We start from the raw sequence: 20,312 nt of genomic DNA, 5'->3' as shown, positions 1-20,312 counted from the left end.
ATGGGCACAAGAACGCTGACACCCTATTGGGAATAAGGCGAATTATGGAACAAGGACGAGCGCATTACCAGGTGACAGGGGTGTCATCTTGACTGCGCAAAAGCGCATTTGTTTTGCTGAAATGTCGATTCCCAAACCACAGCCCCCTGTTGGCACTTAAGGGGGAAGGATGGCCTGAAGTCAGAATATGGTGTTTCGCTCCGCTGATAAGGGATATTTTCTTTTTGGCATATCCACCCCATAGCAGGAATACCAAACCCTTTTTTTGCTCTGAGAGGGTTCGAATCACGGTATCTGTGAACGTTTCCCATCCCTGTTTCTGGTGACTTCCAGCCTCAGAGGCCCGCACCGTAAGTACTGCATTAAGCAGGAGTACACCCTGTTGCGCCCAACGGGTTAAATCCCCGCTTTCGGGATAAGCAGTTCCGGTATCTGTTTGAATTTCACGAAAAATATTGATTAGCGAAGGTGGATGACGCACCCCGTCCCGCACCGAAAAACAAAGCCCGTTTGCCTGGTTTGGGCCATGATAAGGGTCCTGGCCGAGTATGACAACCCGTACGGACTTCCAGGGGCAGGCTTCAAAGGCAGCGAAGATTTCACTTGCCCCGGGGTAACATTGATGGTTTTGATATTCACCCCGCACGAAGGAGGCGAGGTCGGTGAAGTAGGGCTTATTGAATTCCGGTTCCAAAACCGGCTCCCAACCGCCGTGGATAGACACCTTCATATTGCGTGCGCGTTCATTGGCTTGAAATCAAAACAAAAGCGTCATCAATTCCTTATAAATCTCACGTTCTTCTGCACTAAACCACTCTCCCCCAAAACCTAGAAAATCCCCTTCTTTGCCTGCCTTGGCGACTCCTTTTGCAATATTGAGCACCCAGGTTTTATAGCCTTCAATGGTATCGGAGGTTTCCCGGGATCCGAGATCCGTTAAAACTGTGGGGACCATAGCATATAAATGCTTTAAAAGGCCCGAATGGTCTTCAATTCCTATATCTGCAAGACAGTCGAGAATTTCGTCATGCGTCCTGGAAGTAACATTCAATAACTGATTCTCTTCCCCGGAAGCCTGAACAATGCTGCGTATCAAGGGGTTCTCCGGGAAGTCTTTGACCCCTGATGCCAGGCCTCGAACCATCGCCATGCGTTCATTGGCGGAACCGGTCACCCCACTCCTGCCTGCGCCTTCCATGGCCATAGCAACCATATACGGCAGTCGGTAGATGCGCGTCCAGGCGGCTGATTCATAATTTGATTCGAGGCTCATGACTTGATTTTACGCTATCTTAAAGATACGCAAAAGACCTGTCTTTTTAAAATGCGAAATGTCAAACAAAGCGCCATCCTACTTCTGTAGATGGTATGAATTTCAATGTGTAACTTTGGGGTGTTTTCCATACCCTATGAAAAAAGTCTCGAAAAAGACCCTTGAAGACCTTGAATTCCCCGAGATCTGTACACTCATAAAATCCCACTGTGTAACCGGACCCGGAAGATTCCTGGCAGAGAATATGAGTCCCATTCAGGATGAGGCAACCCTATTGGAAGCCCTGGAGCGGACAAGGGAATACCTGAGTTCATTGGAAAGTGAAAACAAATTACCCAATCACGGGTTTGAAGCTATAGATGATGAACTGCACGCCCTTCGTATTGAAAATAGCCTTCTGCCTGTAGAGGCTTTTCGAAAATTCTCGGCGATTACAGCATTGATAAAGAATCACCAGCGTTTCCTGAAAAAGTTCCAGGACTATTTTCCAACCCTCGAGAAATGGGTAAGCCAGGCGCCTTACAAAAAAGAAATTTCAGATTGTATCGATGTAGTGATTGACCGGCATGGAGAAATCAAGGATTCAGCGTCCCCGGAGCTTTCGGTCATCAGGAGCAGTATTCGAAGGCTTCAGGGAAAGGTCAATCAAAGTTTCAATGCCGCTCTTTCGCGTTATGCAAAACTGGATTATCTGGACGAGATTCGCGAATCCACGCTGGAAAACCAGAGAGTGCTTGCGGTTAAGGCAATGTATCGCCGAAAGGTCAAAGGAAGTGCCCTGGGCACATCGAAAACAGGCAGTATCGTCTTTATTGCGCCTGAGGCGGCGGTGGCTATATCGCGCGAATTGCAACTCTATCTGTTGGAAGAAAAGGAAGAAATCCAACGGATCTTACGTGAACTCGGGAGGGAACTGCGCCCTTTTATTCCGGATTTAGAGGGGTATCAGGACGTTCTGGCAGAAATTGACTTTTGTTCCGGAAAAGCCCTTCTGGCCAAACAAATGGACGCTACGCTGCCCGAGATCAACAAATCTGACACCCTCTTACTCCTTGAGGCATATCACCCCCTGCTGTTGCTCAATAACAAGAAGAGGGGCGAAAAAACATGGCCTCAAACCCTTGAGCTTAGTCCTGAAAACAGGATAATCGTAATTTCAGGGCCCAATGCAGGAGGAAAGAGCATCACCCTTAAGACGATCGGACTGCTGCAATTGATGCTGCAAAGCGGGATGCTCATACCGGTTAAGGAAGGCAGTACCTGTTGTTTTTTTAATCAAATCCTTACAGATATAGGGGATCACCAGTCCATCGAGAACCATTTGAGCACGTACTCGTATCGACTAAAAAACATGAATCGATTTCTGCGTAAGTGCGATCGGCATACTTTGTTTCTTATTGATGAGTTCGGCACCGGAAGCGATCCTGAACTCGGAGGGGCACTGGCTGAAACCTTCCTGGAAACCTTTTATGAATGTGGTGCATATGGCGTAATCACGACGCATTACGCCAATCTGAAAGCTCTGGCCGATGAGTTGCCGGAGGCTTCAAATGCCAATATGTTGTTCAATAGCACGACCCTTGAACCTACCTTTCAACTGGAAATGGGGCAACCGGGGAGTTCATTCACCTTTGAAGTCGCGCAAAAAAATGGCATTCCGTATAGTTTAATCAACAAGGCCCGCAAAAAGGTGGCCAGGGGAAAACTGCGCTTCGACCAAACCATTGCCAAATTGCAAAAGGAACGCAACAAAATGGCCCGAACCGAAGACCGCTTGCACGAAGAAGAATCCAAAGCGCGAAGCGAAGCACTTAAACTTGAAGCACTCAATGAGAAAATACAGGCAAAACTAAGCAGCTATCAGGAGCTTTATGACTACAATCAACGCATGATTCACCTGGGTACCCGGATCGATAAGGCAGCTGAAAAATACTATAAGAACAAAAAGAAACGGCCTCTTATCTCGGATTTGCTCAGAATCGTGGAAACGGAAAACAGCAAGCGCAAACCGAAGCCCTCAAAGGTTAAAACCGTTAAAGCAGTTGATGACAAAGCCGCCAGGCTCGAACTTGAAAAGGAAGTAAAAACCATTCGGAAAAAGAAGAAGGCTGAGAAGAAATCGGCCGAAAAAGCGGAAGACAAAAAGCCGAAACCCATCCTTAAAGTTGGTGACCGGGTACGCCTTCAGGACAGCAAATCCGTGGGAAGTATTGACCGCATTGAAAAGCAAAAAGCATTTGTGAATTACGGGTTATTTACCACGGAGGTTTCCGTGGAGCAGCTTGAACTCGTGGAATCCTCAAAGGGTTAGAGCCTTATAATTCGAAGCCATAGGCTGCCGTAGCTCTTTTATTTGCTTAATTCGGGGGTGGTGGTCGTAAGTAGGTGTACCCCCTATATTGGGCGCCCCCTCCCTCCCACTTACAAGGTAGGACTCCACCCTGCAAAACAAAATCACAAAGCCATCAAAACGTCTCGCGCTTGCTTCATGCCCTGATTCAAAATAAAATCAAACGTTGCATTTAGGTCCTTATGCATACCTTTGCACTATGCAGGAAGCCACTGGCAAAAAGATCATATTATTCGATGGGGTCTGCAACCTCTGCAATGGGGCCGTGCAGTGGATCATCCAGCGGGATAAGGAAGATGTTTTTCGCTTTGCGCCCTTACAGAGCGCGGCCTCCGGCAAACTTTTAGAAGAGCGCAACATCGATACTTCACGGATTGATTCCATTATCCTTATAGATCCGGGAGTGGCCTATTATATCAAATCTGACGCCGCCCTGGAGATCGCACGGAACTTAAAAGGTTATGGTTTTCTTCCGGCCATTACCTCCTGGATCCCGAAGGCATTTCGGGATGTCATCTACGATTTCATAGCAAAAAACAGGTACCGTCTCTTTGGTAAAAAGCAGGAATGCATGATTCCCACGCCAGAGCTGAAAGCTAAATTCCTAACGACTTCCTGATCACTTCAGGTTATTGAGGATAAAATCAAGGGTGGGGTTGTCGATACGCTTTTCGAGGAAGCTATGGGACTCATGCGCACTGTGCTGACTTAATCCGAGGCTTTGCAGATGGAGGATTTCACTTTCGTATTCCATGGAGACCTTACCCAATAAGAGGGGTTCCAGTGCTTTCCCTTTGAGGTAGCGTTTATAGATCTTTCTCAGGCCACTGAGGTACAGGCGGTCTTTGGTGAAGCCCCCTCCCCGATGCGCCCTCAGGGTGATGTTAAAAGCATCATCCCGGTTGAGTTTATACTGATTATGGATCAGATCAAAGGTATCTGAAAATGTATAACCTTTACTTAAGGTATGTGTAGCCAATACCCTGTATGCTAATTCTTTGAGTCTTTTTACTGTTAAAGCGCCGCCCATGTATTCACTAAAAACAGCCAATCCTTCCTGCGTCTCTACGTTATTGGGTAATCCATTTGAGAATATGCGCAACGGCTGTTGGAGGCCGTTAAAAGTGGTAACCAAATGCACCCCTATTTCATGATGTGCAAGGGTGAGAAGTTGGTTGTCACTAAAACGGGTATTGCGCTTTAAAAGTAAACTCCGGGTCGTATTGCTCACCATGGCGTCTGCTGAAATATGAGGCGTAAGCCTGATGTTCAGGGGAAAATTATACGCTTTGGAAAATTCTGTGAAATACGATCGGGCGTGTTCGGCGCTTTTGTTTTTTTCCATTGCCTTCGAGGGAGGATCTTCTTCGAAGTGAAGGATAAACCTGGCGTTCTGAACATCCCGGTCTGTCGGTGTGCCATAGACTCGCAGGGAGTTGTAATAAAAATCCTTGCCCTCTCCAATCGTTTCGATGCACTGCACCATATTGGAATAGAAGTAGATTATGTCTTTATACAAGTTCCGGATCACCTCATCTTCAATCCGGTCAATGCGGTGCGAGAAGAACAACCGATGGAGCCTGTAGGGATCAAATTTTAGTTTAGGGTATTTAAAATGGGGCTCTACGGTATACTTTGAGGTAAAAAACCGGTGTTTTTCCTTTTCGGCGTTCAGGGGATTGATATAACTGAGCAGCTCAATCCGCTGCACCAAACGGTCCAGATGGGCATCAATTTCGAAGATCGTTTTATAATCCTCCTTAAGCTGAGGGAGTAAGGCTATTTCAGTCATAGAGATTCCTGAAAATCATTTAACTGCAAAGGTATCAATTCTTTTAATTGCCGGGCAGCTGCATTCACTACTTCCGGATAGATAATCCCGGTTAATTCATCGCAATAAACTTTGGCAATTTCAGTGGCCAGGACCAGGGTATTGTCAAAACGCTCCGTAATGGATTTCAGAAAATATCCCTTCCCGTAAAACACATCGTTGACAAGGGCCGAGGAGGGAATGTCGTTTGGGAATTGGATTTCCCCCAGGCGAGATCTCCAGGACTCCACCTGTACACCGTACCGGTCAGTATCGATATTGGTTGTTCCCAGGTTCCAGGTAGGAACCGGCCGTTCCCAGCGTTTCCAATTGTAGCTGTGCATGTCAAAAACCAATGCAGCCCCATATTTGGACTCAATCTGGGCAACCAAAGCGTGGGCCACCCGGTAGAAGGCGTTGTGCTTTTCCAGACTTAGCTTTCGCTCGGAATCGGGCAGCCTGGACTTCCAAAGCGGTTTGCCCCAGGCATCTTCGAATATACATTCTTCAGGAGGCCGGTTCAAATCGTACTCAAAACGACTATCGGATCCCGATATAACTATAGGGTGTGAAGCCACCATTTCACGGGTACAGGGATCTTCCTCATACCATCGTTCATAGGTGCTATGGGTGCAAATATCCCATAAGGATTTACGGAACTGGCCTCCGTCGTGAACGGCTGCGCAGATATACGGGGCATACGAATCTACTTTTAAGGTGAAGGAGTAGTCCGCAGCCACAGCCTCAAAGGGTGTTTCCGACCGGATTAACCCTACCATCTCCTCAGGAAGCAACCTACGCATCGTCTACCTCTTTTCGAAGTCGGGATCTCCGGTCAAAAGCCTGTAACTGGTCCAGGACTCTGCTTTCAATAAAATCGATGACCCGGGACTGAATCTTGGTTTTATACACCTTGTTCATATAGGTAATCCCTCCCGGGGACATCACATTCACCTCGACTAACTTCCCCCCGATCACATCGATACCCACAAAATAGAGTCCGTCATTGACCAATTTAGGCCCTATTTGCTTGCAAAGTGCTTTTTCCTCTTTGGTCAGGCTATGCTTTGCAACGGAGCCTCCGGCAGAGACATTAGACCGGTGATCTTCTTCACCCGGAATACGCCGCATTGCTCCAATAGGTTCTCCGTTGAGCAGCAGAATGCGGATATCTCCTTTGTCTGCGCCTTCAATATACTCCTGAAGTATCACATAACTCGAGGTTCCATCTCCATTGGTGATGTAAAAGTCCAAAAGAGAATTGATATTGGACATGGCCGATTTTTCGATTAAAATCACCCCGGATCCTCCAAATCCATTTAAAGGTTTAAGGATCATCTTATCCGATTTGCTCTCCCTGATTTGCTGAATAAGATATTTCTTGTTTTTGGATACATGGGTAACGGGGATAATATTGGAATGGCTGTCCCCGAAGGCTGCCGTATAGAGTTTATTGTTTGCTTCGCGCATGCCCTGTAGCGAATTGATGATAAAGACATCATCTTTTACGGAATCCAGAAAATTGAGCATCAAGGGATCCAGGGGTGGGTTTGCCCGCATAAAGAGCACGTCAAATCCCGCCAGGGGCAGCATTTCCTCTCTAATCTTTGCTTTGTTGTAAAATGCCTTAAGATTGGCAGGCACTTTTTCCATCCTGTTGATCACTGTACAGAAAGCACTCGTTACACTATTTCGAATTGTCAGGTTTGCAGGGGTACAAAGGGCGACCCCGTGATCTCTTTTGACGCATTCGTGAATCAGTGCGAGGCTGGTATCGTTCAGAGGGTCGATTTCCTCCCAGGGATACATTAAGAAACAAATATTCATCAGTCGTCTTTGTGTGTTACTTCATCCAAATGATCATTCCATTTTTTTTCAACCGGTTCCCCGAGCTTGCCGACGGATTTCGCTACGAGCATAGAAACCATGGCGTCTCCAGTAACATTCACTACGGTTCTGAGCATATCCAGAGGACGGTCAACAGCAAAAATAAGGGCCAAACCTATGGCGAGTTTATCCGGCGGGAACCCAATGGATTCGAGAACAATCACGAGCATTACCATTCCTGCCCCGGGCACGGCCGCTGAGCCGATGGAAGCCAGAAGGGCAGTCAGGATAATGGTTAGTTGTCCGCCCAGGGTAAGGTCAAAGCCAAGCGCCTGGGAAATAAAAACAGCTGCCACCCCCTGGTAAAGGCTGGTCCCGTCCATATTTATGGTCGCGCCTACCGGTAAGACAAAACTCGAGACTTCTTTATCCACGCCAATATGCTCCTCTACACGCTCCATGGTAACGGGAAGCGTTGCCGCGCTAGAACTCGTCGAAAACGCCAGCAGTTGTGCCGGACTGATTTTACTGAGGAATTTGATCGGATTATATTTTACAAAAACAGAGACCACCAAACTGTAGAACACAATCATGAGCATCAAGCCGAGAACCACTACCCCACTGTATTTCAAGAGGGCATATAACAGATCCGGATCTCCGGAAGAAACCACGACATTGGCCAGAAGGGCAAAAACAGCAATCGGGGCAGTCAGCATAATGAGATCAACCATTTTCAATACGACCTCGTTGAGGGAATCAAAAAATTCCTTTAAAGGCCTTGCAGCCTTTTCACCGATCAGCAGCATGGAAATTCCCAAAAAGATGGTGAAGAAAATCACCTGCAGCATCAGGCTGTTATCACTTACAGCCCGAAACGCATTGTCGGGCACCATATCGACCAGGAATTGCAGGGGTCCGCTGTCCTTTTGCCTGTTGGCTTCCTCGAGTTTGGAGGTCACCCCTGAATCGGTGGCGTATGTCTCGGTCAGTTTGGTGATCGTGTCCTCAGAGATGCCATCTCCGGGCTTCATGAGATTGACCAGAATTAACCCAATTGTAATGGCAATAACGGTAGTAACAATATAGATAGCTATGGTTCTCAGTCCAATGTTTTTGAATTTGCTGATATCCTGCAGATCTGAAATACCCTTTATCAGGGAGGCCAGAATGAGCGGAATCGCAATTAATTTCAAAAGCTTTACGAAGATTGTACCGAACGGACTGATCCAATCCTGTACAAATTGAGGTCCCCATTCAGGGTACGTCATCGCGAAACCAAACAGGATTCCGAATAACATGCCAATCAGAATCTGCCAATGCAGTTCGAGTTTCTTCATAAAGAGATAATGATTTTAAAGGGTAAGATACTATTTTTAAGGAGAACGCTCACCTCGGTTCTAAATTTTGGAAAGTCGATTCAGAAGAAAAAAATCGGCCATTACAAGGGCTGCCATAGCCTCTACAATTGGTACAGCGCGAGGCACAACACAGGGATCGTGCCGCCCTTTGCCCTTCAGTTGTACCGAGTTTCCTTCCTTATCAATCGTATCGTAATCCTGCAATAAGGTGGCTACCGGTTTAAAGGCTACCCGAAAGTAAATATCCATGCCATTACTAATGCCCCCCTGAATACCTCCACTAAAATTTGTTTGGGTAGTACCATCCGAGGAAAAGCTGTCATTATGCTCACTCCCTCTCAGCTCCACACCCGCAAATCCGCTTCCGAATTCAAACCCTTTTACGGCATTAATCGATAGCATGGCCTGGCCCAGACGGGCGTGGAGTTTATCAAAAACGGGTTCTCCAAGGCCCACAGGAACATTTTGAATGACACAGCTCACAACCCCGCCAATGGTATCTCCTGCTTTGCGCACTTCTCTGATGTGTGCTTCCATTTTCCCGGCAAGGTCCGGGTCAGGGCACCTGACAGGATTCGATTCTGTTAAGGAAAAGTCTATTTCCCCGTAGGATTTCTTCAGTGTAATGGCCCCTACCTGCGACACATAGGCGTTAAATTGAATCTCTGGTATCAGCTGTCGGGCAATGGCCCCGGCCACGACTCTGCAAACCGTCTCCCGGGCCGAGCTGCGACCCCCTCCCCTGTAATCCCGGATTCCGTATTTTTTGTCATAGGTGAAGTCGGCATGTGAAGGCCGGTAGGTATCTTTTATATGCGCGTAGTCCCTGGATTTCTGGTTGGCGTTCTGGATAAGGAACCCGATAGGCGTGCCCGTAGTTATCCCTTCGAATACACCGGAGAAAAAAGAGACTTCGTCCGGCTCCTTCCTTTGGGTTACAATGGCAGACTGGCCGGGCTTTCTGCGGTCCAGTTCTTTTTGAACAGCCTCCAGATCCAGGGTAACACCGGCAGGGCATCCATCGATAATCCCTCCCAGGCCCAGGCCGTGGCTCTCTCCGAAAGTCGTCAGTTTAAATGCTGTGCCGAAACTATTCCCTGCCATGAAATTTGTTTTGAATTCGCGGTGCCTTCAAAGGTAGGCCTTACGGTTATGCCTGCCAAAAACCCGATCAGTAATATTGAATTTACATTAGGGTGCGGTCTTAAACTTTTGGTAACTCTAACGTATTCTAATCTTGACACTCTGGATTTCTACAGGGATACCAATCGTTCTATTTTTGCAAAAAAAAGGGTGTCTTGAAGAAGCGTCGAATTGAAATTGCCGTACTTTCCAACATGCGTCTGGGGTCCTTGAACTCTCAGGTCGCGCCGCTTCTGGCTTATCTCAGTAGCATTTCACCCAGGATACTCGTTCTCAATGGACAGATTTTGGATGGGGAACCCACTCAAAGTCCGCAATTCCCTGAGGAAGATCTCAGGGTTTTGAAGAAAATATACCAGATGGGCACTTCAGGAACCAAAATATACTGTATCCATGGAAGGCCCTATCCAGCCCTTATTCAATTAAGAGAAAGATCCAGGGGTAATTTTAGCTTCAGCAGGGATCTCATTTTGGATCTCGATGGAAAAAGGGCATGGTTTACCCACGGGGATTTTCTCAGCTCACCTCTCGTGAAGGCGAAATGGGCAAACCAATTAAGCGATGGGCTTTATGCGGCTCTGGCCAAACTAACCGCTTCCATGAGGGTTTTTTGGAAAAAGCAGTCTCCTCCTGGCGGGAATTCGGAATTACTGGAAGAGAGTTCTGCAGAGCGCCAGATGGCAACCCGCACGCAAGAAGGTGAGGCTGCGGCTAAACTGGCCCTTCGAAAAGCCTGCGAATTTGTCATATGCGGAAAACCACAGGAATCCGACCGACTATGGGTGGAAAACAATAAGGGTCCGTGCCAGTATTTGTGCGCCGGGGACTGGACCCAAAACCTGACAGCCCTTGAATACAATTTTAAGCGCTGGAAAACCTATCGTTACACCGAAGACAAACGCGCACCCTTTTTTGCAGATGCCGGCCTGAAGGAAATGAATTTAGCAGCCTTGCTTGCCAAAAATCGTATCGCCTGACACCTGCCCTGAGGTATTTAGACGGCAAGTGCGGCTTTCAGGATACTTACGGGGTGCAGGGCCTTTCGTCCGGTGCCATCGAATATCTGATGCCGGCAGCTCGTGCCATTTGCAGCCAGTATTACTTCCGGGGACGTCTTTTTTATTGCCGGAAACAGTCGCAATCCGCCAACCTTCATACTTATCTCATAGTGCTCCTTTTCGTATCCGAAAGAGCCTGCCATCCCGCAACAGCCCGCTGTTATTAGTGTTGGGGAATATCCCTCGGGAATATTCAGCATGTCAAAAGTTACTTTCTGATTCGAGAGTGCCTTTTGGTGGCAGTGTACATGAATTTTAATTTCACGGACATCCCGTCCAAAACGCTTCGAGGTTATCCGCCCCGCCTGGTGTTCCCTGGAGATGAATTCTTCAATGAGAAAACAATTGGAAGCCATTCGGGACACCTGATCCTCCGGCAGCCCAAAACGCCTGTATTCATCGCGAAAAGTAAGGAGGGCCGATGGTTCAAGTCCGATTACAGGGGTTTCGGAATTCGCAAAATCGACTAAATCACCTGAGTTGTCATGGGCCAGTGCCTTCGCTTGTTTTAGAAATCCCTTTGAAATAAAGGCCCGTCCACTTTCAGCCTTGAAGAGTTTTACCTGGTAGCCCAGGCCAACGAGCAAGGCAATGGCATCCAGCCCTACCTGAGTATCGAGAAACTGTGTGAATTCATCCAGGTAGAGGACTACTTTCCCAAGATGAGCATTGCCGGGTTTTTGAACCTTCTTAAGGCAGGCGTCAAAATCCTCCTTATAGACTTTAGGCAGCGACCGCTCCGGAGCCACACCCAAGATTCTTTTTAAAAGCCCTGCCGTAGGCCCGGACTGGGTAATCAAGTTGGACAGGGGGGCAACCGAGCTCTGGAGCCGGCTCAAAGAGGTGTTATAGGCGAAAAGGCGATTCCTGAGCGAATACCCGTTTTTTTCCTGATACTGATAGGCGAATTCCGCTTTTAGGGTTGCCACATCCACATTACTGGGGCATTCACGGGCGCAGGCTTTACAACTCAGGCAGACGTCAAACACTTCTTTTAATTCCCCCCGATTAAAGGGATTTCCATTTGAAGGATCTGAAAGCATTTCCCTGAGGGCATTCGCCCTTGCCCGTGTGGTGTCCTTTTCATTTCTTGTGGCGTGGTAGCTGGGGCACATTCCACCTTGCACATGCTCTGTTTTTCTGCAATCCCCACTCCCATTGCACTTTTCAGCAGCTCTGAGGATGCCCTGGCTATCCGAGAAATCGAGCAATGTCCGGACATCGGGTGCTGGCCGGTCAGGGATATAGCGCAGTGCCTTGTCCATGGGATAAGCATCTACGATCTTACCCGGATTAAAGATTCCTTTGGGGTCGAAGTACGTTTTTATACGACGGAGTAATTCGTAATTCTCCGAACCCAGCATTAAGGGGATAAATTCTGCCCTTACAATCCCATCTCCGTGTTCCCCGCTGAAGGAACCCCTGTATTTCTTGGTAAGCAAGGCCACATCGGTGGTTATCTGCCGAAATAACCGGACGTCATCAGACTTTTTTAAATCCAGAATAGGCCTCAAATGCAACTCACCTGCTCCGGCATGTGCATAATACACAGCCTTCTGCCCGTATGAATCCATAATTGAGGTAAACTCCGAGATAAAATCCTTGAGGTCAGGGAGTGCAACCGCCGTATCCTCTATACAGGCAACCGCTTTCTTATCTCCAACCATATTGCCCAGGAGGCCCAGGCCAGCCTTACGCAGCGCAATGGCCTTTGAAATATCCGGACCTTTGAGGACAGGATTGGCATATGACCTTCCGTTGGCGCCAAGGATAGCTAATACGGAGGCAACTTCTGCCTGAAGGGTATCTGCGTCATCCGCCCGCACCTCGAGCATCAACAAGGCTGCCGGATCCCCTTCCACAAAGAATCTGTTTTCCAGCTGCTCTATATTATTCTTTGTACAGTCCAGAATAACCCTATCCATCATCTCGCACATATAGAGCGTATGCTCCATGACCGGAGCTACATCGGAGAGGCATTCCTCCAATGACTCATAATGCGAAACGATCATGGCAGCTTCGGCCGGGGGCAGCTCATCCAGTTGCAGGGTAATCTCGGTGGTGAGCGCCAGCGTTCCCTCACTCCCGCATAACAATTCGGAAAGGTTAAATACTGCCTCACCACGCTCTGACGGCAGGCTTTCCAAAAGGGCGTCTAAGGCATAGCCCGTATTTCTTCTGTGTATCTCAGGCCGGGGGAATTCATTTCTTATATTATCTGCTATTTGCTTGTTTGTTAATTCATTGAGTATATTTTTATAAATATTTCCTTCAAGATCAGGATTTTCTGTTTTTTGGATTAATTCCCGGGGATTCAGGCCAGTGAATTCCACACATGAACCATCCGAAAGAAGTGCTTTTAACCCCACTACTTTGTCCCGGGTTACCCCGTAACGAATAGATGTGGTGCCACAGGAGTTATTCCCGACCATCCCACCGATCATACACCGGTTAGACGTGGAAGTATTCGGTCCGAAAAAGAGGCCGTAAGGTTTGAGAAAGAGGTTTAATTCATCCCGGATCACCCCAGGTTGTAAGCGTACCTGCTTTTTTTCACGGTCCAGGTGTATAATAGAAGTGAAGTGACGGGACAGGTCTACGACAATTCCCGTTCCCACGCATTGCCCAGCGAGGGAAGTCCCTGCAGCACGGGGAATCAGGGAGGTTCCGTGCGTGGCCGCAAATTGAATCAAGTGTTTGAGGTCTGTCTCGTTTTTGGGATACGCCACCGCCTCGGGCAGCATTCTGTAAACGGAAGCATCCGTAGCATAGAGATGTTTGTGCAGTGAATCTGACCGCAAACTCCCTGACAGCTTATCTGAAAGTTCACCCAATGCGATTATGTATTCTTTGTTCACCTCAACACAATTTTGGAGTCTAAATTAAGTTTTTATACACTGTAGAGCCTAATAGATTTTCTTTTTTGACCTTTTTAAATGCAATGCTATGCGATTTAGTTCCCTGCTTTTTATCCTGTTTGTTTTTGCTTGTACCGAAATGAGCGCCCAGAGCATATCGAATCATGCTATCGGACTTCGATTGGGGGACAGCGACGGTTTTGGCGCTGAAATTTCATACCAAAAATCCCTTACGCGGTCCAGTCGCCTTGAATTTGATATGGGTTGGCGGGATACCCGAAACTATAATGCCTTCAAGCTGGTCGGGCTACATCAGTGGGTGCGAAACCTCGACGGAAATTTCAATTGGTTCTACGGCGTGGGCGGCGGCATTGGTAATGTGAATTTCAATGAGGATTACGACACGGATTCCAACGGAGGGTTTTTTCTATTTGCTGCAGGAGACATTGGGATTGAGTACAATTTTGACATCCCTCTACTCCTCTCAGTTGATTTCCGCCCTGAAATTGGCATTATCGGATATGATGGCTTCACCGACAACTTCAATTTCGACATCGCCCTGGGAATCCGATATCAGTTTTAACCCCTTTAAAATTCCTGCTCACATAAGCTTTTGTTAAGGGCTTTTTTTTCATGTTACCCTTGCCTACCTTTGCCTGCTAATTCGTAAAAGCTTGGCATGAAGCGTATTTTTTGGTTTTTTCCCGTTTTAATCGTGTTTTTTAGTTGTTCCGGAGAAACGAAATCAGGTTATGAAATTACCGGGTCCCTTGAAGGGGATGTGGCAGAAGGCACGCAGGTGTTTCTCAGGAAGAGCGACGAAAATATGCGTCCGGTTCCCGGGGATACCACTTCAGTAACCAACGGCACATTCCAATTTACCGGTGATGCCACAACTCCTGAACTCAGGTATATCTTTGTCGATGGAGTAAATGCAGCGATTCCGGTCATTGTGGAAAATGGTTCCATCCGCGTTATTGCACATCGCGACAGTCTCGGTGCCGCAGAAGTAACGGGGACACCACAGAATGAGGCCTACAGGGCATTTGTGGAAGGAACGCGTAAACTGGTGGCGCGTCGGAACTCCATTAATACTGAAATGCAGGCAGCCATGCAGAATCGCGATACGGCAAATATGACTGCACTTCGGGATGAATTCTTTGAGTTTCAGCAAAGCGCTGTCGATTTTGAAAAGACTTTTATTCAAGGACATTCGGACGCGCTGATATCAGCCATGCTCGTCAATAGGATGTTGCAATCCGGATCCGCACCCGTAGCTGAAGTGGCGGAGCTTTTTGAAGGATTGGACCCGTCTTTGCGGCAATCCGCTTTAGGATCCCAGATAGAGGCTCAAATCGCCTCACAGCGCGTTACTGCCATAGGTTCCAAAGCGCCCAATTTTACCGCCCCCACCCCTACCGGCGAAAACCTCTCTCTGAATCAGGTTTTGGGAAAAGTTACCCTGGTTGATTTCTGGGCAGCGTGGTGTCGTCCCTGTCGGGCTGAAAACCCCAATATTGTTAAGGTCTATAACAAGTATAAGGACAAAGGGCTTTCCGTACTTGGAGTCTCCCTGGACAGGAAAGCCACGGATTGGAAAAATGCCATTGAGCAGGATGGGCTCGACTGGCACCATGTGTCAAATGTGCGTTATTTCGATGAAATTGCCGAGCTCTACAATGTTCGGGCAATCCCTGCCAGTTTTATATTGGATGAAAATGGGGTCATTGTCGCCAAGAACCTCAGGGGGGAAGACCTGGAAGCCAAAATAGCGGAACTACTCCCTTAAAGGATGCGTACGCAGGGACTCAAAGTCCGCTGTGGATGATCTTAGTTAGAAAACTTATTTCGCACGTCCCGGAAGGTTCCACTCACGGTAGCTTCTCTGCCGGCGGAAACATCCCCGAAAATATCGATGATTGAATTGCCGATAAATTCTACCTGCGCCCCATCTTCAAGGATCAAATCCCCGTAAATTGTAACGTTCCCTTCTATCTGAAGCAGGGAGCCGGCGGAAACCGTTAGTGACCCCTTGTCTGCATTGGTCCCAATGGCCAAAGTTCCAAATAAGCGGAGAACGGCGTCAGGCGCGATATCGACATGTTGGGAAACAGTCCAGGAACCACATAAAATAAGGAAGCCCTCATCGTTGATTTGATCGAGCTGCTTTCCGCCCTGAAACGCCAGGGATTCTCCAAATCCTACATTGAGTATGCTACTTCCGTCATAGGACGACAAGTCCGAACAGGCGTTGAGTAAGGTTTTAGGCGGACGGTTTAATTGAATAATCTGCAAACCATCGCTGCCGGAGGCGACGAAGGCATAATCGTCTTTGGAAATCACGTAATTCACGGAGCCGTCGAGATTGATGGTCCCTGCCGTGGTAATGGTTGATGCGAGAAGCTCCGCCAGGGCCAGTCCGGCACCTCCATTGGCCATAAACAACAAATCGTCATTTACCGAAACGGCATTGGTTACCGCCTGATCAGGCGAAACCTCAGATGGTATTGTCGGGATGGCAACATATTGGAGGAGCGTACCTGAAGTACCGTTGTAAATTCCCGCTCCCTGTGCTGCTTCGGGTACGAGTATTTTATTCTCCCAAATACCGAGGGTTTTCTTGCTCGTTTCTCCGAGGTCGGTGCCAATTGGAATCAGGCTGGTTTCAGTCAAGGCAGCATTCAGGAGGCGAACACCGGATCCGGCATCCAGGACGGCATAACCGTCCAACCAGGTCGTCAGGGAACGTGCATCTTCAACATACATCTCCTCTGCAATAGCCAGATCCGAGGTGTTGTAAGCCGCGACTACTCCTTGCTTTCCGCTGGTTACTATAGCACGGCTGCCATCGACTAAAACGTCATTGGCATTAAAGCCCTGCTGAAATCCATATATAATCTTCTCAGTATCGAACACCCCAAAAGAAACGGGGATTCGGGCAATAAAAGAATTACCCGTTGCAATATCCGATGTTTCGGCATTGATAGCCCCAACGGCATAGATGTAACCGTTTGAAAAGGCAAGACTGTTGATATCTGCGTTCGAATAAAAAAGTCGGGACCTGACCTGTGGTATGTTCGGATCCGAAATATCGATGACATCAATGGCCCCCTGATAGACATCTCCCGCTTTATTGTACCCCACAAAGACGTAGTCCCCATCCAGATCGGCATGGGTTGCCGTTAAGGGTTCTTCTCCTGGAAAAGATGGGGGATTTACGGTGGCAATGAGCGTTAACGGATAATCACCTGCCATGGCCATAGTCCCTTCAGGCATGCCAACACCGGGTGGAATCACTTTTAAAACCCCCGACTTGTCATATGAAATTGCGGATTTCAATGCTGCCGCATTGGTTTCGACATACAAATCTGTTTTCAGACCATCTTCGTAAACCACGGTTTCATCACTACATCCCGTCCAAACCAGAAGGGCTGCCAACACTAATCCTTTGTAGAAATGCTTCATTTCAGGAACGTTTGTTATCAATAGATAACCCACTAACGATCTAAAATGTGCTTTGGTATAAAGAAATTGGTGATTTCGACGTAATTAAACTCCAGAGGCACAAACGGTAAGCCGTAAATCCTGTTTGGGTGAATTATAACTTCCCGGTTTTTTCAAGAATAAAAAGCAAGACTATCGGAAGGGCCAGCAGGAGTACCATTACGGGATGTGTGGTGATGATTGAAGGCATAAAGATAAGTGTGGTTATATATCCCCCCACCGCACCGCCAAAGTGCGCCGTGTGTCCGATGTTGCCCAGGCGCTTCTTCATCCCGTAGATCGAATACATCAGGTAGGCAATCCCCAGAATGTAGGCAGGTAATGGAATGGGTATGAACATCAGTGCCAAACGCATATCGGGCTGCAACAAAATAGCCGCGTAAAGCACACCAGTCACCGCACCACTTGCTCCTACGGCACTGTAAAAAGGTTCCTTTTTATGGAATGAGAGTGCCAAGAGACTGCCGGCCAGAAGGCTGATTACGTAAACGATCAGAAACTTTACAGGCCCGAACCACTGAATAACGACACTGGCAAAAAAATAAAGGGTAAACATGTTTAACAACAAATGGCTGCCATCCACATGTAAAAACCCGGAAGTGAACATCCGGTCCTTCTGTCCCCCCAGAATGGCACCGATATTAAACTTGTATCGTTCAAAAAAACCATAATCCTTAAAGCCTCGGAGAGACACCAGGATATTAGCAGCAATAATGGCAATCGTAGCGATATGCAAATTCATGAAGCACTCTTTAAATCGGTCCAAATATAGCTATATTTGCCCATATTACTTTGCATGCAAAGACTCGTGTACTTGGTGGTCTTCCCTGTTTTGTGGGGTATTTCAAAATTACCTTTCCGCTTCATATACCTCTTATCCGACGGTTTGTTCTTGATTGTTTATAGCCTTGTGCGATACAGGCGAAAAGTGGTGCGGGAAAACCTCCAACTTGTCTTTCCGGAGAAGTCTGAAAAAGAACGGTCTAAGATTGAAAGGGCATTTTATTTGCACATGTGCGATATGTTTCTTGAGATGGTTAAAACCCTTGGGATTAGCGCCGAAGAATTACAAAAGCGATTCGTGTTCACAAATCTGGAAACCTTCCGCAATTTCGAGGCAAACAACAAGAGTACGGTAACCTTTTTTCCGCACTATGCGAGCTGGGAATGGACAATCGCTTTGGATCCCTACATCAGGAGTAAGGGTTATGGGGTGTATCAACGTTTAAACAACAGGTATTTTGACCGCTGGGTTCGGCGGGTTAGGGCCCGCTTGGGCACCACCCTGATTACAACAGCCGAATCCTGGAAGGTAATGGCCAAGAATAAAGCGGATGGGGTTCTTGCTACTTATGGCATGCTTAGCGATCAGTCTCCTACGCGAAAAAAAGCCCGGTACTGGGCTCCTTTTATGGGGATTGAAGTCCCTATGCATGTGGGTGCAGAAACCCTGTGCAAAAAATTTGATCTGCCCGCCCTGTATCTGAAAGTCAGAAAATTAAAGCGCGGGCATTACCAGGGGACCTTTATCGTCCTGGCTGAAAAGCCACAGGAGGTACCCGAATACGAAATCACGGATGCCTTCTTCCGGGAAGTGGAAACGGCTATCAAAGAGGCTCCCGAATACTATTTCTGGACACACAAGCGCTGGAAACACAGAGATGGGGGGCCAAACGCGCGATTGCAGGTCAATTAGACCCTTTGGCCAGCTGGTCCAGTTCCGAAATAAAACGGTCTGCGAGTAAATCCGCTTCCACTTCGGATGGGGCTTCTGTATAAATTCGGATAATGGGCTCGGTATTCGATTTACGCATGTGTACCCAACTCGTCTCAAAATCAATTTTTACGCCGTCAACTGTAGTGAGCTTTTCATCCCCGTACTTCAGGGCAATTGACTCCAAAATGCCATCTACATCCAACCCAGGAGTTAACTGGATTTTCTTTTTGCCCATAAAGTATTGTGGGTAAGACGCTTTGAGTTCGCTAACGCTAGTATTGGTTTCAGAAAGCAACATCAGAAATAAGGCCGAGCCCACCAGTGCATCCCGGCCATAGTGGCTACTGGGATAGATAATACCTCCGTTGCCCTCACCTCCAATGACAGCCCCTGTTTCTTTCATCGCTGCCACAACGTTGACTTCGCCAACAGCTGCCGCTGTGTAGTCTCCCCCATGTTTCTCAGTGATATCCCGCAATGCCCGGGTGGAAGATAAGTTCGACACCGTATTCCCAGGCGTTTTACCAAGGACGTAATCCGCACAGGCAACCAGCGTATATTCTTCCCCGAACATTTCTCCTTTCTCCGTAATAAAGGCGAGCCGATCCACGTCCGGATCAACTACGATCCCGAAATCAGCCCCGGTTTCCTGTACTTTTTGACATATAGCGCCTAAATGCGCTTTAAGCGGTTCGGGATTATGCGGAAAATGCCCTGTTGGTTCGCAAAACAGTGGGATGACCTCCACACCAAGGGCTTCCAGAAGTTTGGGAATAGCGATGCCGCCGCTTGAATTAACCCCGTCGACAACGACTTTAAACCCCTTTTTCCTAATAACTTCCTCATCCACCAATTCAAGGTCCAGGACAGCTTGCACATGACGGTCCAAATACGTGTCATCCTTTTTGACCTGTCCCAAATCATCCACTTCGGCAAATTCAAAATCCTCTTTTTCCGCGATCTCCAGGATCATCTTTCCCTCAGCTGCATTGAGAAATTCACCTTTTTCATTGAGAAGTTTTAAGGCGTTCCACTGCTTCGGGTTATGACTTGCAGTGAGAATAATGCCTCCATCGGCATTCTCTAGGGGTACGGCAAGCTCAACAGTCGGTGTTGTGGAAAGGTCCAGATCTATAATATCTATGCCCAGACCCGTGAGGGTGGCAGCGACGAGTTGTTGGACCATGGGCCCGGATAACCTGGCATCACGGCCAATGACTACTTTGAGGTCTTCCCTGTTGCGATAGTTTTTGAGCCAAACACCATATGCGGCCGCAAATTTAACGGCATCCAGGGGAGTGAGATTTTCAGAGGGAACGCCCCCGATGGTACCCCTGATTCCGGAAATGGATTTTATTAAAGTCATTCTGTACGGTTTTTGAGAACACAAATATAACTTCCCAAATCCGTTACC

At 47.7% G+C, this 20,312-nt stretch carries 17 protein-coding genes; 6 read left to right on the top strand and 11 right to left on the bottom strand.

All coding sequences use genetic code 11. From position 1 onward, the window contains the following. Positions 1-64: 64 nt before the first annotated feature. Positions 65-730, bottom strand: a complete 666-nt coding sequence (locus tag QU605_RS09380) for a uracil-DNA glycosylase (protein WP_289725044.1) — start codon at positions 728-730, stop codon at positions 65-67. Positions 731-757: 27 nt separating this feature from the next. Then, entirely contained in the window at positions 758-1,273 is a 516-nt protein-coding gene (locus QU605_RS09375) for a hypothetical protein (RefSeq protein ID WP_289725043.1), read from the bottom strand. Between the two features lie 136 nt (positions 1,274-1,409). Between QU605_RS09375 and QU605_RS09370 the strand changes: the two genes are divergently transcribed. Together QU605_RS09370 and QU605_RS09365 are read left to right on the top strand one after the other, a co-directional pair. After that, entirely contained in the window at positions 1,410-3,584 is a 2,175-nt protein-coding gene (locus tag QU605_RS09370) for an endonuclease MutS2 (RefSeq protein WP_289725042.1), read from the top strand. 238 nt (positions 3,585-3,822) lie between these two features. Then, positions 3,823-4,242 (top strand): thiol-disulfide oxidoreductase DCC family protein, encoded by a 420-nt coding sequence (locus tag QU605_RS09365; RefSeq protein WP_289725041.1) that lies wholly within the window; start codon positions 3,823-3,825, stop codon positions 4,240-4,242. Here QU605_RS09365 and QU605_RS09360 read toward each other — a convergent pair whose 3' ends face one another. The 5 genes from QU605_RS09360 to aroC are packed head-to-tail and all read right to left on the bottom strand — an operon-like array spanning position 4,243 to position 9,722. Next, the gene (locus QU605_RS09360) at positions 4,243-5,415 is read right to left on the bottom strand and encodes a peptidase MATCAP family protein (RefSeq protein WP_289725040.1); all 1,173 of its coding nucleotides are present in this window, start codon (positions 5,413-5,415) and stop codon (positions 4,243-4,245) included. After that, positions 5,412-6,236, bottom strand: coding sequence for an N-formylglutamate amidohydrolase (locus tag QU605_RS09355; protein WP_289725039.1), 825 nt, complete (start codon positions 6,234-6,236; stop codon positions 5,412-5,414). Before QU605_RS09355 ends, QU605_RS09360 begins: the two co-directional genes overlap by 4 nt. Further along, positions 6,229-7,260: a glutathione synthase gene (gene gshB / locus QU605_RS09350; RefSeq protein ID WP_289725038.1), complete on the bottom strand. Its 1,032-nt coding sequence runs from the start codon at positions 7,258-7,260 to the stop codon at positions 6,229-6,231. The genes QU605_RS09355 and gshB overlap by 8 nt, the downstream gene beginning before the upstream one ends. Beyond that, complete coding sequence (locus QU605_RS09345; RefSeq protein ID WP_289725037.1) at positions 7,260-8,597, bottom strand: dicarboxylate/amino acid:cation symporter; 1,338 nt, start codon at positions 8,595-8,597, stop codon at positions 7,260-7,262. The genes gshB and QU605_RS09345 overlap by 1 nt, the downstream gene beginning before the upstream one ends. Positions 8,598-8,657: 60 nt before the next feature. Further along, positions 8,658-9,722, bottom strand: coding sequence for a chorismate synthase (gene aroC, locus QU605_RS09340; RefSeq protein WP_289725036.1), 1,065 nt, complete (start codon positions 9,720-9,722; stop codon positions 8,658-8,660). Between the two features lie 194 nt (positions 9,723-9,916). Between aroC and QU605_RS09335 the strand changes: the two genes are divergently transcribed. After that, on the top strand, positions 9,917-10,738 hold the full coding sequence (locus QU605_RS09335) for a hypothetical protein (RefSeq protein ID WP_289725035.1): 822 nt from the start codon (positions 9,917-9,919) through the stop codon (positions 10,736-10,738). A 17-nt stretch (positions 10,739-10,755) separates the two neighbouring features. On the opposite strand, the gene QU605_RS09330 is transcribed toward QU605_RS09335, so the two are convergent. Then, the gene (locus QU605_RS09330; protein WP_289725034.1) at positions 10,756-13,677 is read right to left on the bottom strand and encodes an FAD-binding and (Fe-S)-binding domain-containing protein; all 2,922 of its coding nucleotides are present in this window, start codon (positions 13,675-13,677) and stop codon (positions 10,756-10,758) included. Between the two features lie 88 nt (positions 13,678-13,765). On the opposite strand from QU605_RS09330, the gene QU605_RS09325 reads away from it, so the two are divergent. Both QU605_RS09325 and QU605_RS09320 read left to right on the top strand, forming a co-directional pair. Beyond that, entirely contained in the window at positions 13,766-14,260 is a 495-nt protein-coding gene (locus tag QU605_RS09325) for a hypothetical protein (protein ID WP_289725033.1), read from the top strand. Positions 14,261-14,356: 96 nt separating this feature from the next. Next, the gene (locus QU605_RS09320; RefSeq protein WP_289725032.1) at positions 14,357-15,466 is read left to right on the top strand and encodes a TlpA disulfide reductase family protein; all 1,110 of its coding nucleotides are present in this window, start codon (positions 14,357-14,359) and stop codon (positions 15,464-15,466) included. 41 nt (positions 15,467-15,507) lie between these two features. Here QU605_RS09320 and QU605_RS09315 read toward each other — a convergent pair whose 3' ends face one another. After that, the gene (locus QU605_RS09315; protein WP_289725031.1) at positions 15,508-17,142 is read right to left on the bottom strand and encodes an LVIVD repeat-containing protein; all 1,635 of its coding nucleotides are present in this window, start codon (positions 17,140-17,142) and stop codon (positions 15,508-15,510) included. A 133-nt stretch (positions 17,143-17,275) separates the two neighbouring features. Next, the gene (locus QU605_RS09310; protein ID WP_289725030.1) at positions 17,276-17,923 is read right to left on the bottom strand and encodes a rhomboid family intramembrane serine protease; all 648 of its coding nucleotides are present in this window, start codon (positions 17,921-17,923) and stop codon (positions 17,276-17,278) included. Between the two features lie 54 nt (positions 17,924-17,977). On the opposite strand from QU605_RS09310, the gene QU605_RS09305 reads away from it, so the two are divergent. Next, positions 17,978-18,877: a lysophospholipid acyltransferase family protein gene (locus tag QU605_RS09305; protein WP_289725029.1), complete on the top strand. Its 900-nt coding sequence runs from the start codon at positions 17,978-17,980 to the stop codon at positions 18,875-18,877. Here the strand turns inward: QU605_RS09305 and glmM are convergent. Continuing rightward, positions 18,870-20,264 (bottom strand): phosphoglucosamine mutase, encoded by a 1,395-nt coding sequence (gene glmM / locus QU605_RS09300; RefSeq protein ID WP_289725028.1) that lies wholly within the window; start codon positions 20,262-20,264, stop codon positions 18,870-18,872. The genes QU605_RS09305 and glmM overlap by 8 nt on opposite strands. Between the last annotated feature and the right edge of the window lie 48 nt (positions 20,265-20,312).

The organism is Robiginitalea aurantiaca, assembly GCF_030380815.1.
Classification (GTDB): Bacteria; Bacteroidota; Bacteroidia; order Flavobacteriales; family Flavobacteriaceae; genus Robiginitalea; species Robiginitalea aurantiaca.
This window is presented reverse-complemented; position numbering and strand designations above follow the sequence as displayed.

Excerpts from the sequence above, each read along its gene's own strand:
- QU605_RS09320 (WP_289725032.1), top strand. The coding sequence starts at position 14,357 with ATGAAGCGTATTTTTTGGTTTTTTCCCGTTTTAATCGTGTTTTTTAGT.
- QU605_RS09345 (WP_289725037.1), bottom strand. The coding sequence starts at position 8,597 with ATGAAGAAACTCGAACTGCATTGGCAGATTCTGATTGGCATGTTATTC.
- aroC (WP_289725036.1), bottom strand. The coding sequence starts at position 9,722 with ATGGCAGGGAATAGTTTCGGCACAGCATTTAAACTGACGACTTTCGGA.
- QU605_RS09325 (WP_289725033.1), top strand. The coding sequence starts at position 13,766 with ATGCGATTTAGTTCCCTGCTTTTTATCCTGTTTGTTTTTGCTTGTACC.
- QU605_RS09380 (WP_289725044.1), bottom strand. The coding sequence starts at position 730 with ATGAAGGTGTCTATCCACGGCGGTTGGGAGCCGGTTTTGGAACCGGAA.
- QU605_RS09305 (WP_289725029.1), top strand. The coding sequence starts at position 17,978 with ATGCAAAGACTCGTGTACTTGGTGGTCTTCCCTGTTTTGTGGGGTATT.
- QU605_RS09360 (WP_289725040.1), bottom strand. The coding sequence starts at position 5,415 with ATGACTGAAATAGCCTTACTCCCTCAGCTTAAGGAGGATTATAAAACG.
- QU605_RS09310 (WP_289725030.1), bottom strand. The coding sequence starts at position 17,923 with ATGAATTTGCATATCGCTACGATTGCCATTATTGCTGCTAATATCCTG.
- glmM (WP_289725028.1), bottom strand. The coding sequence starts at position 20,264 with ATGACTTTAATAAAATCCATTTCCGGAATCAGGGGTACCATCGGGGGC.
- gshB (WP_289725038.1), bottom strand. The coding sequence starts at position 7,260 with ATGAATATTTGTTTCTTAATGTATCCCTGGGAGGAAATCGACCCTCTG.
- QU605_RS09370 (WP_289725042.1), top strand. The coding sequence starts at position 1,410 with ATGAAAAAAGTCTCGAAAAAGACCCTTGAAGACCTTGAATTCCCCGAG.
- QU605_RS09375 (WP_289725043.1), bottom strand. The coding sequence starts at position 1,273 with ATGAGCCTCGAATCAAATTATGAATCAGCCGCCTGGACGCGCATCTAC.
- QU605_RS09315 (WP_289725031.1), bottom strand. The coding sequence starts at position 17,142 with ATGAAGCATTTCTACAAAGGATTAGTGTTGGCAGCCCTTCTGGTTTGG.
- QU605_RS09355 (WP_289725039.1), bottom strand. The coding sequence starts at position 6,236 with ATGCGTAGGTTGCTTCCTGAGGAGATGGTAGGGTTAATCCGGTCGGAA.
- QU605_RS09365 (WP_289725041.1), top strand. The coding sequence starts at position 3,823 with ATGCAGGAAGCCACTGGCAAAAAGATCATATTATTCGATGGGGTCTGC.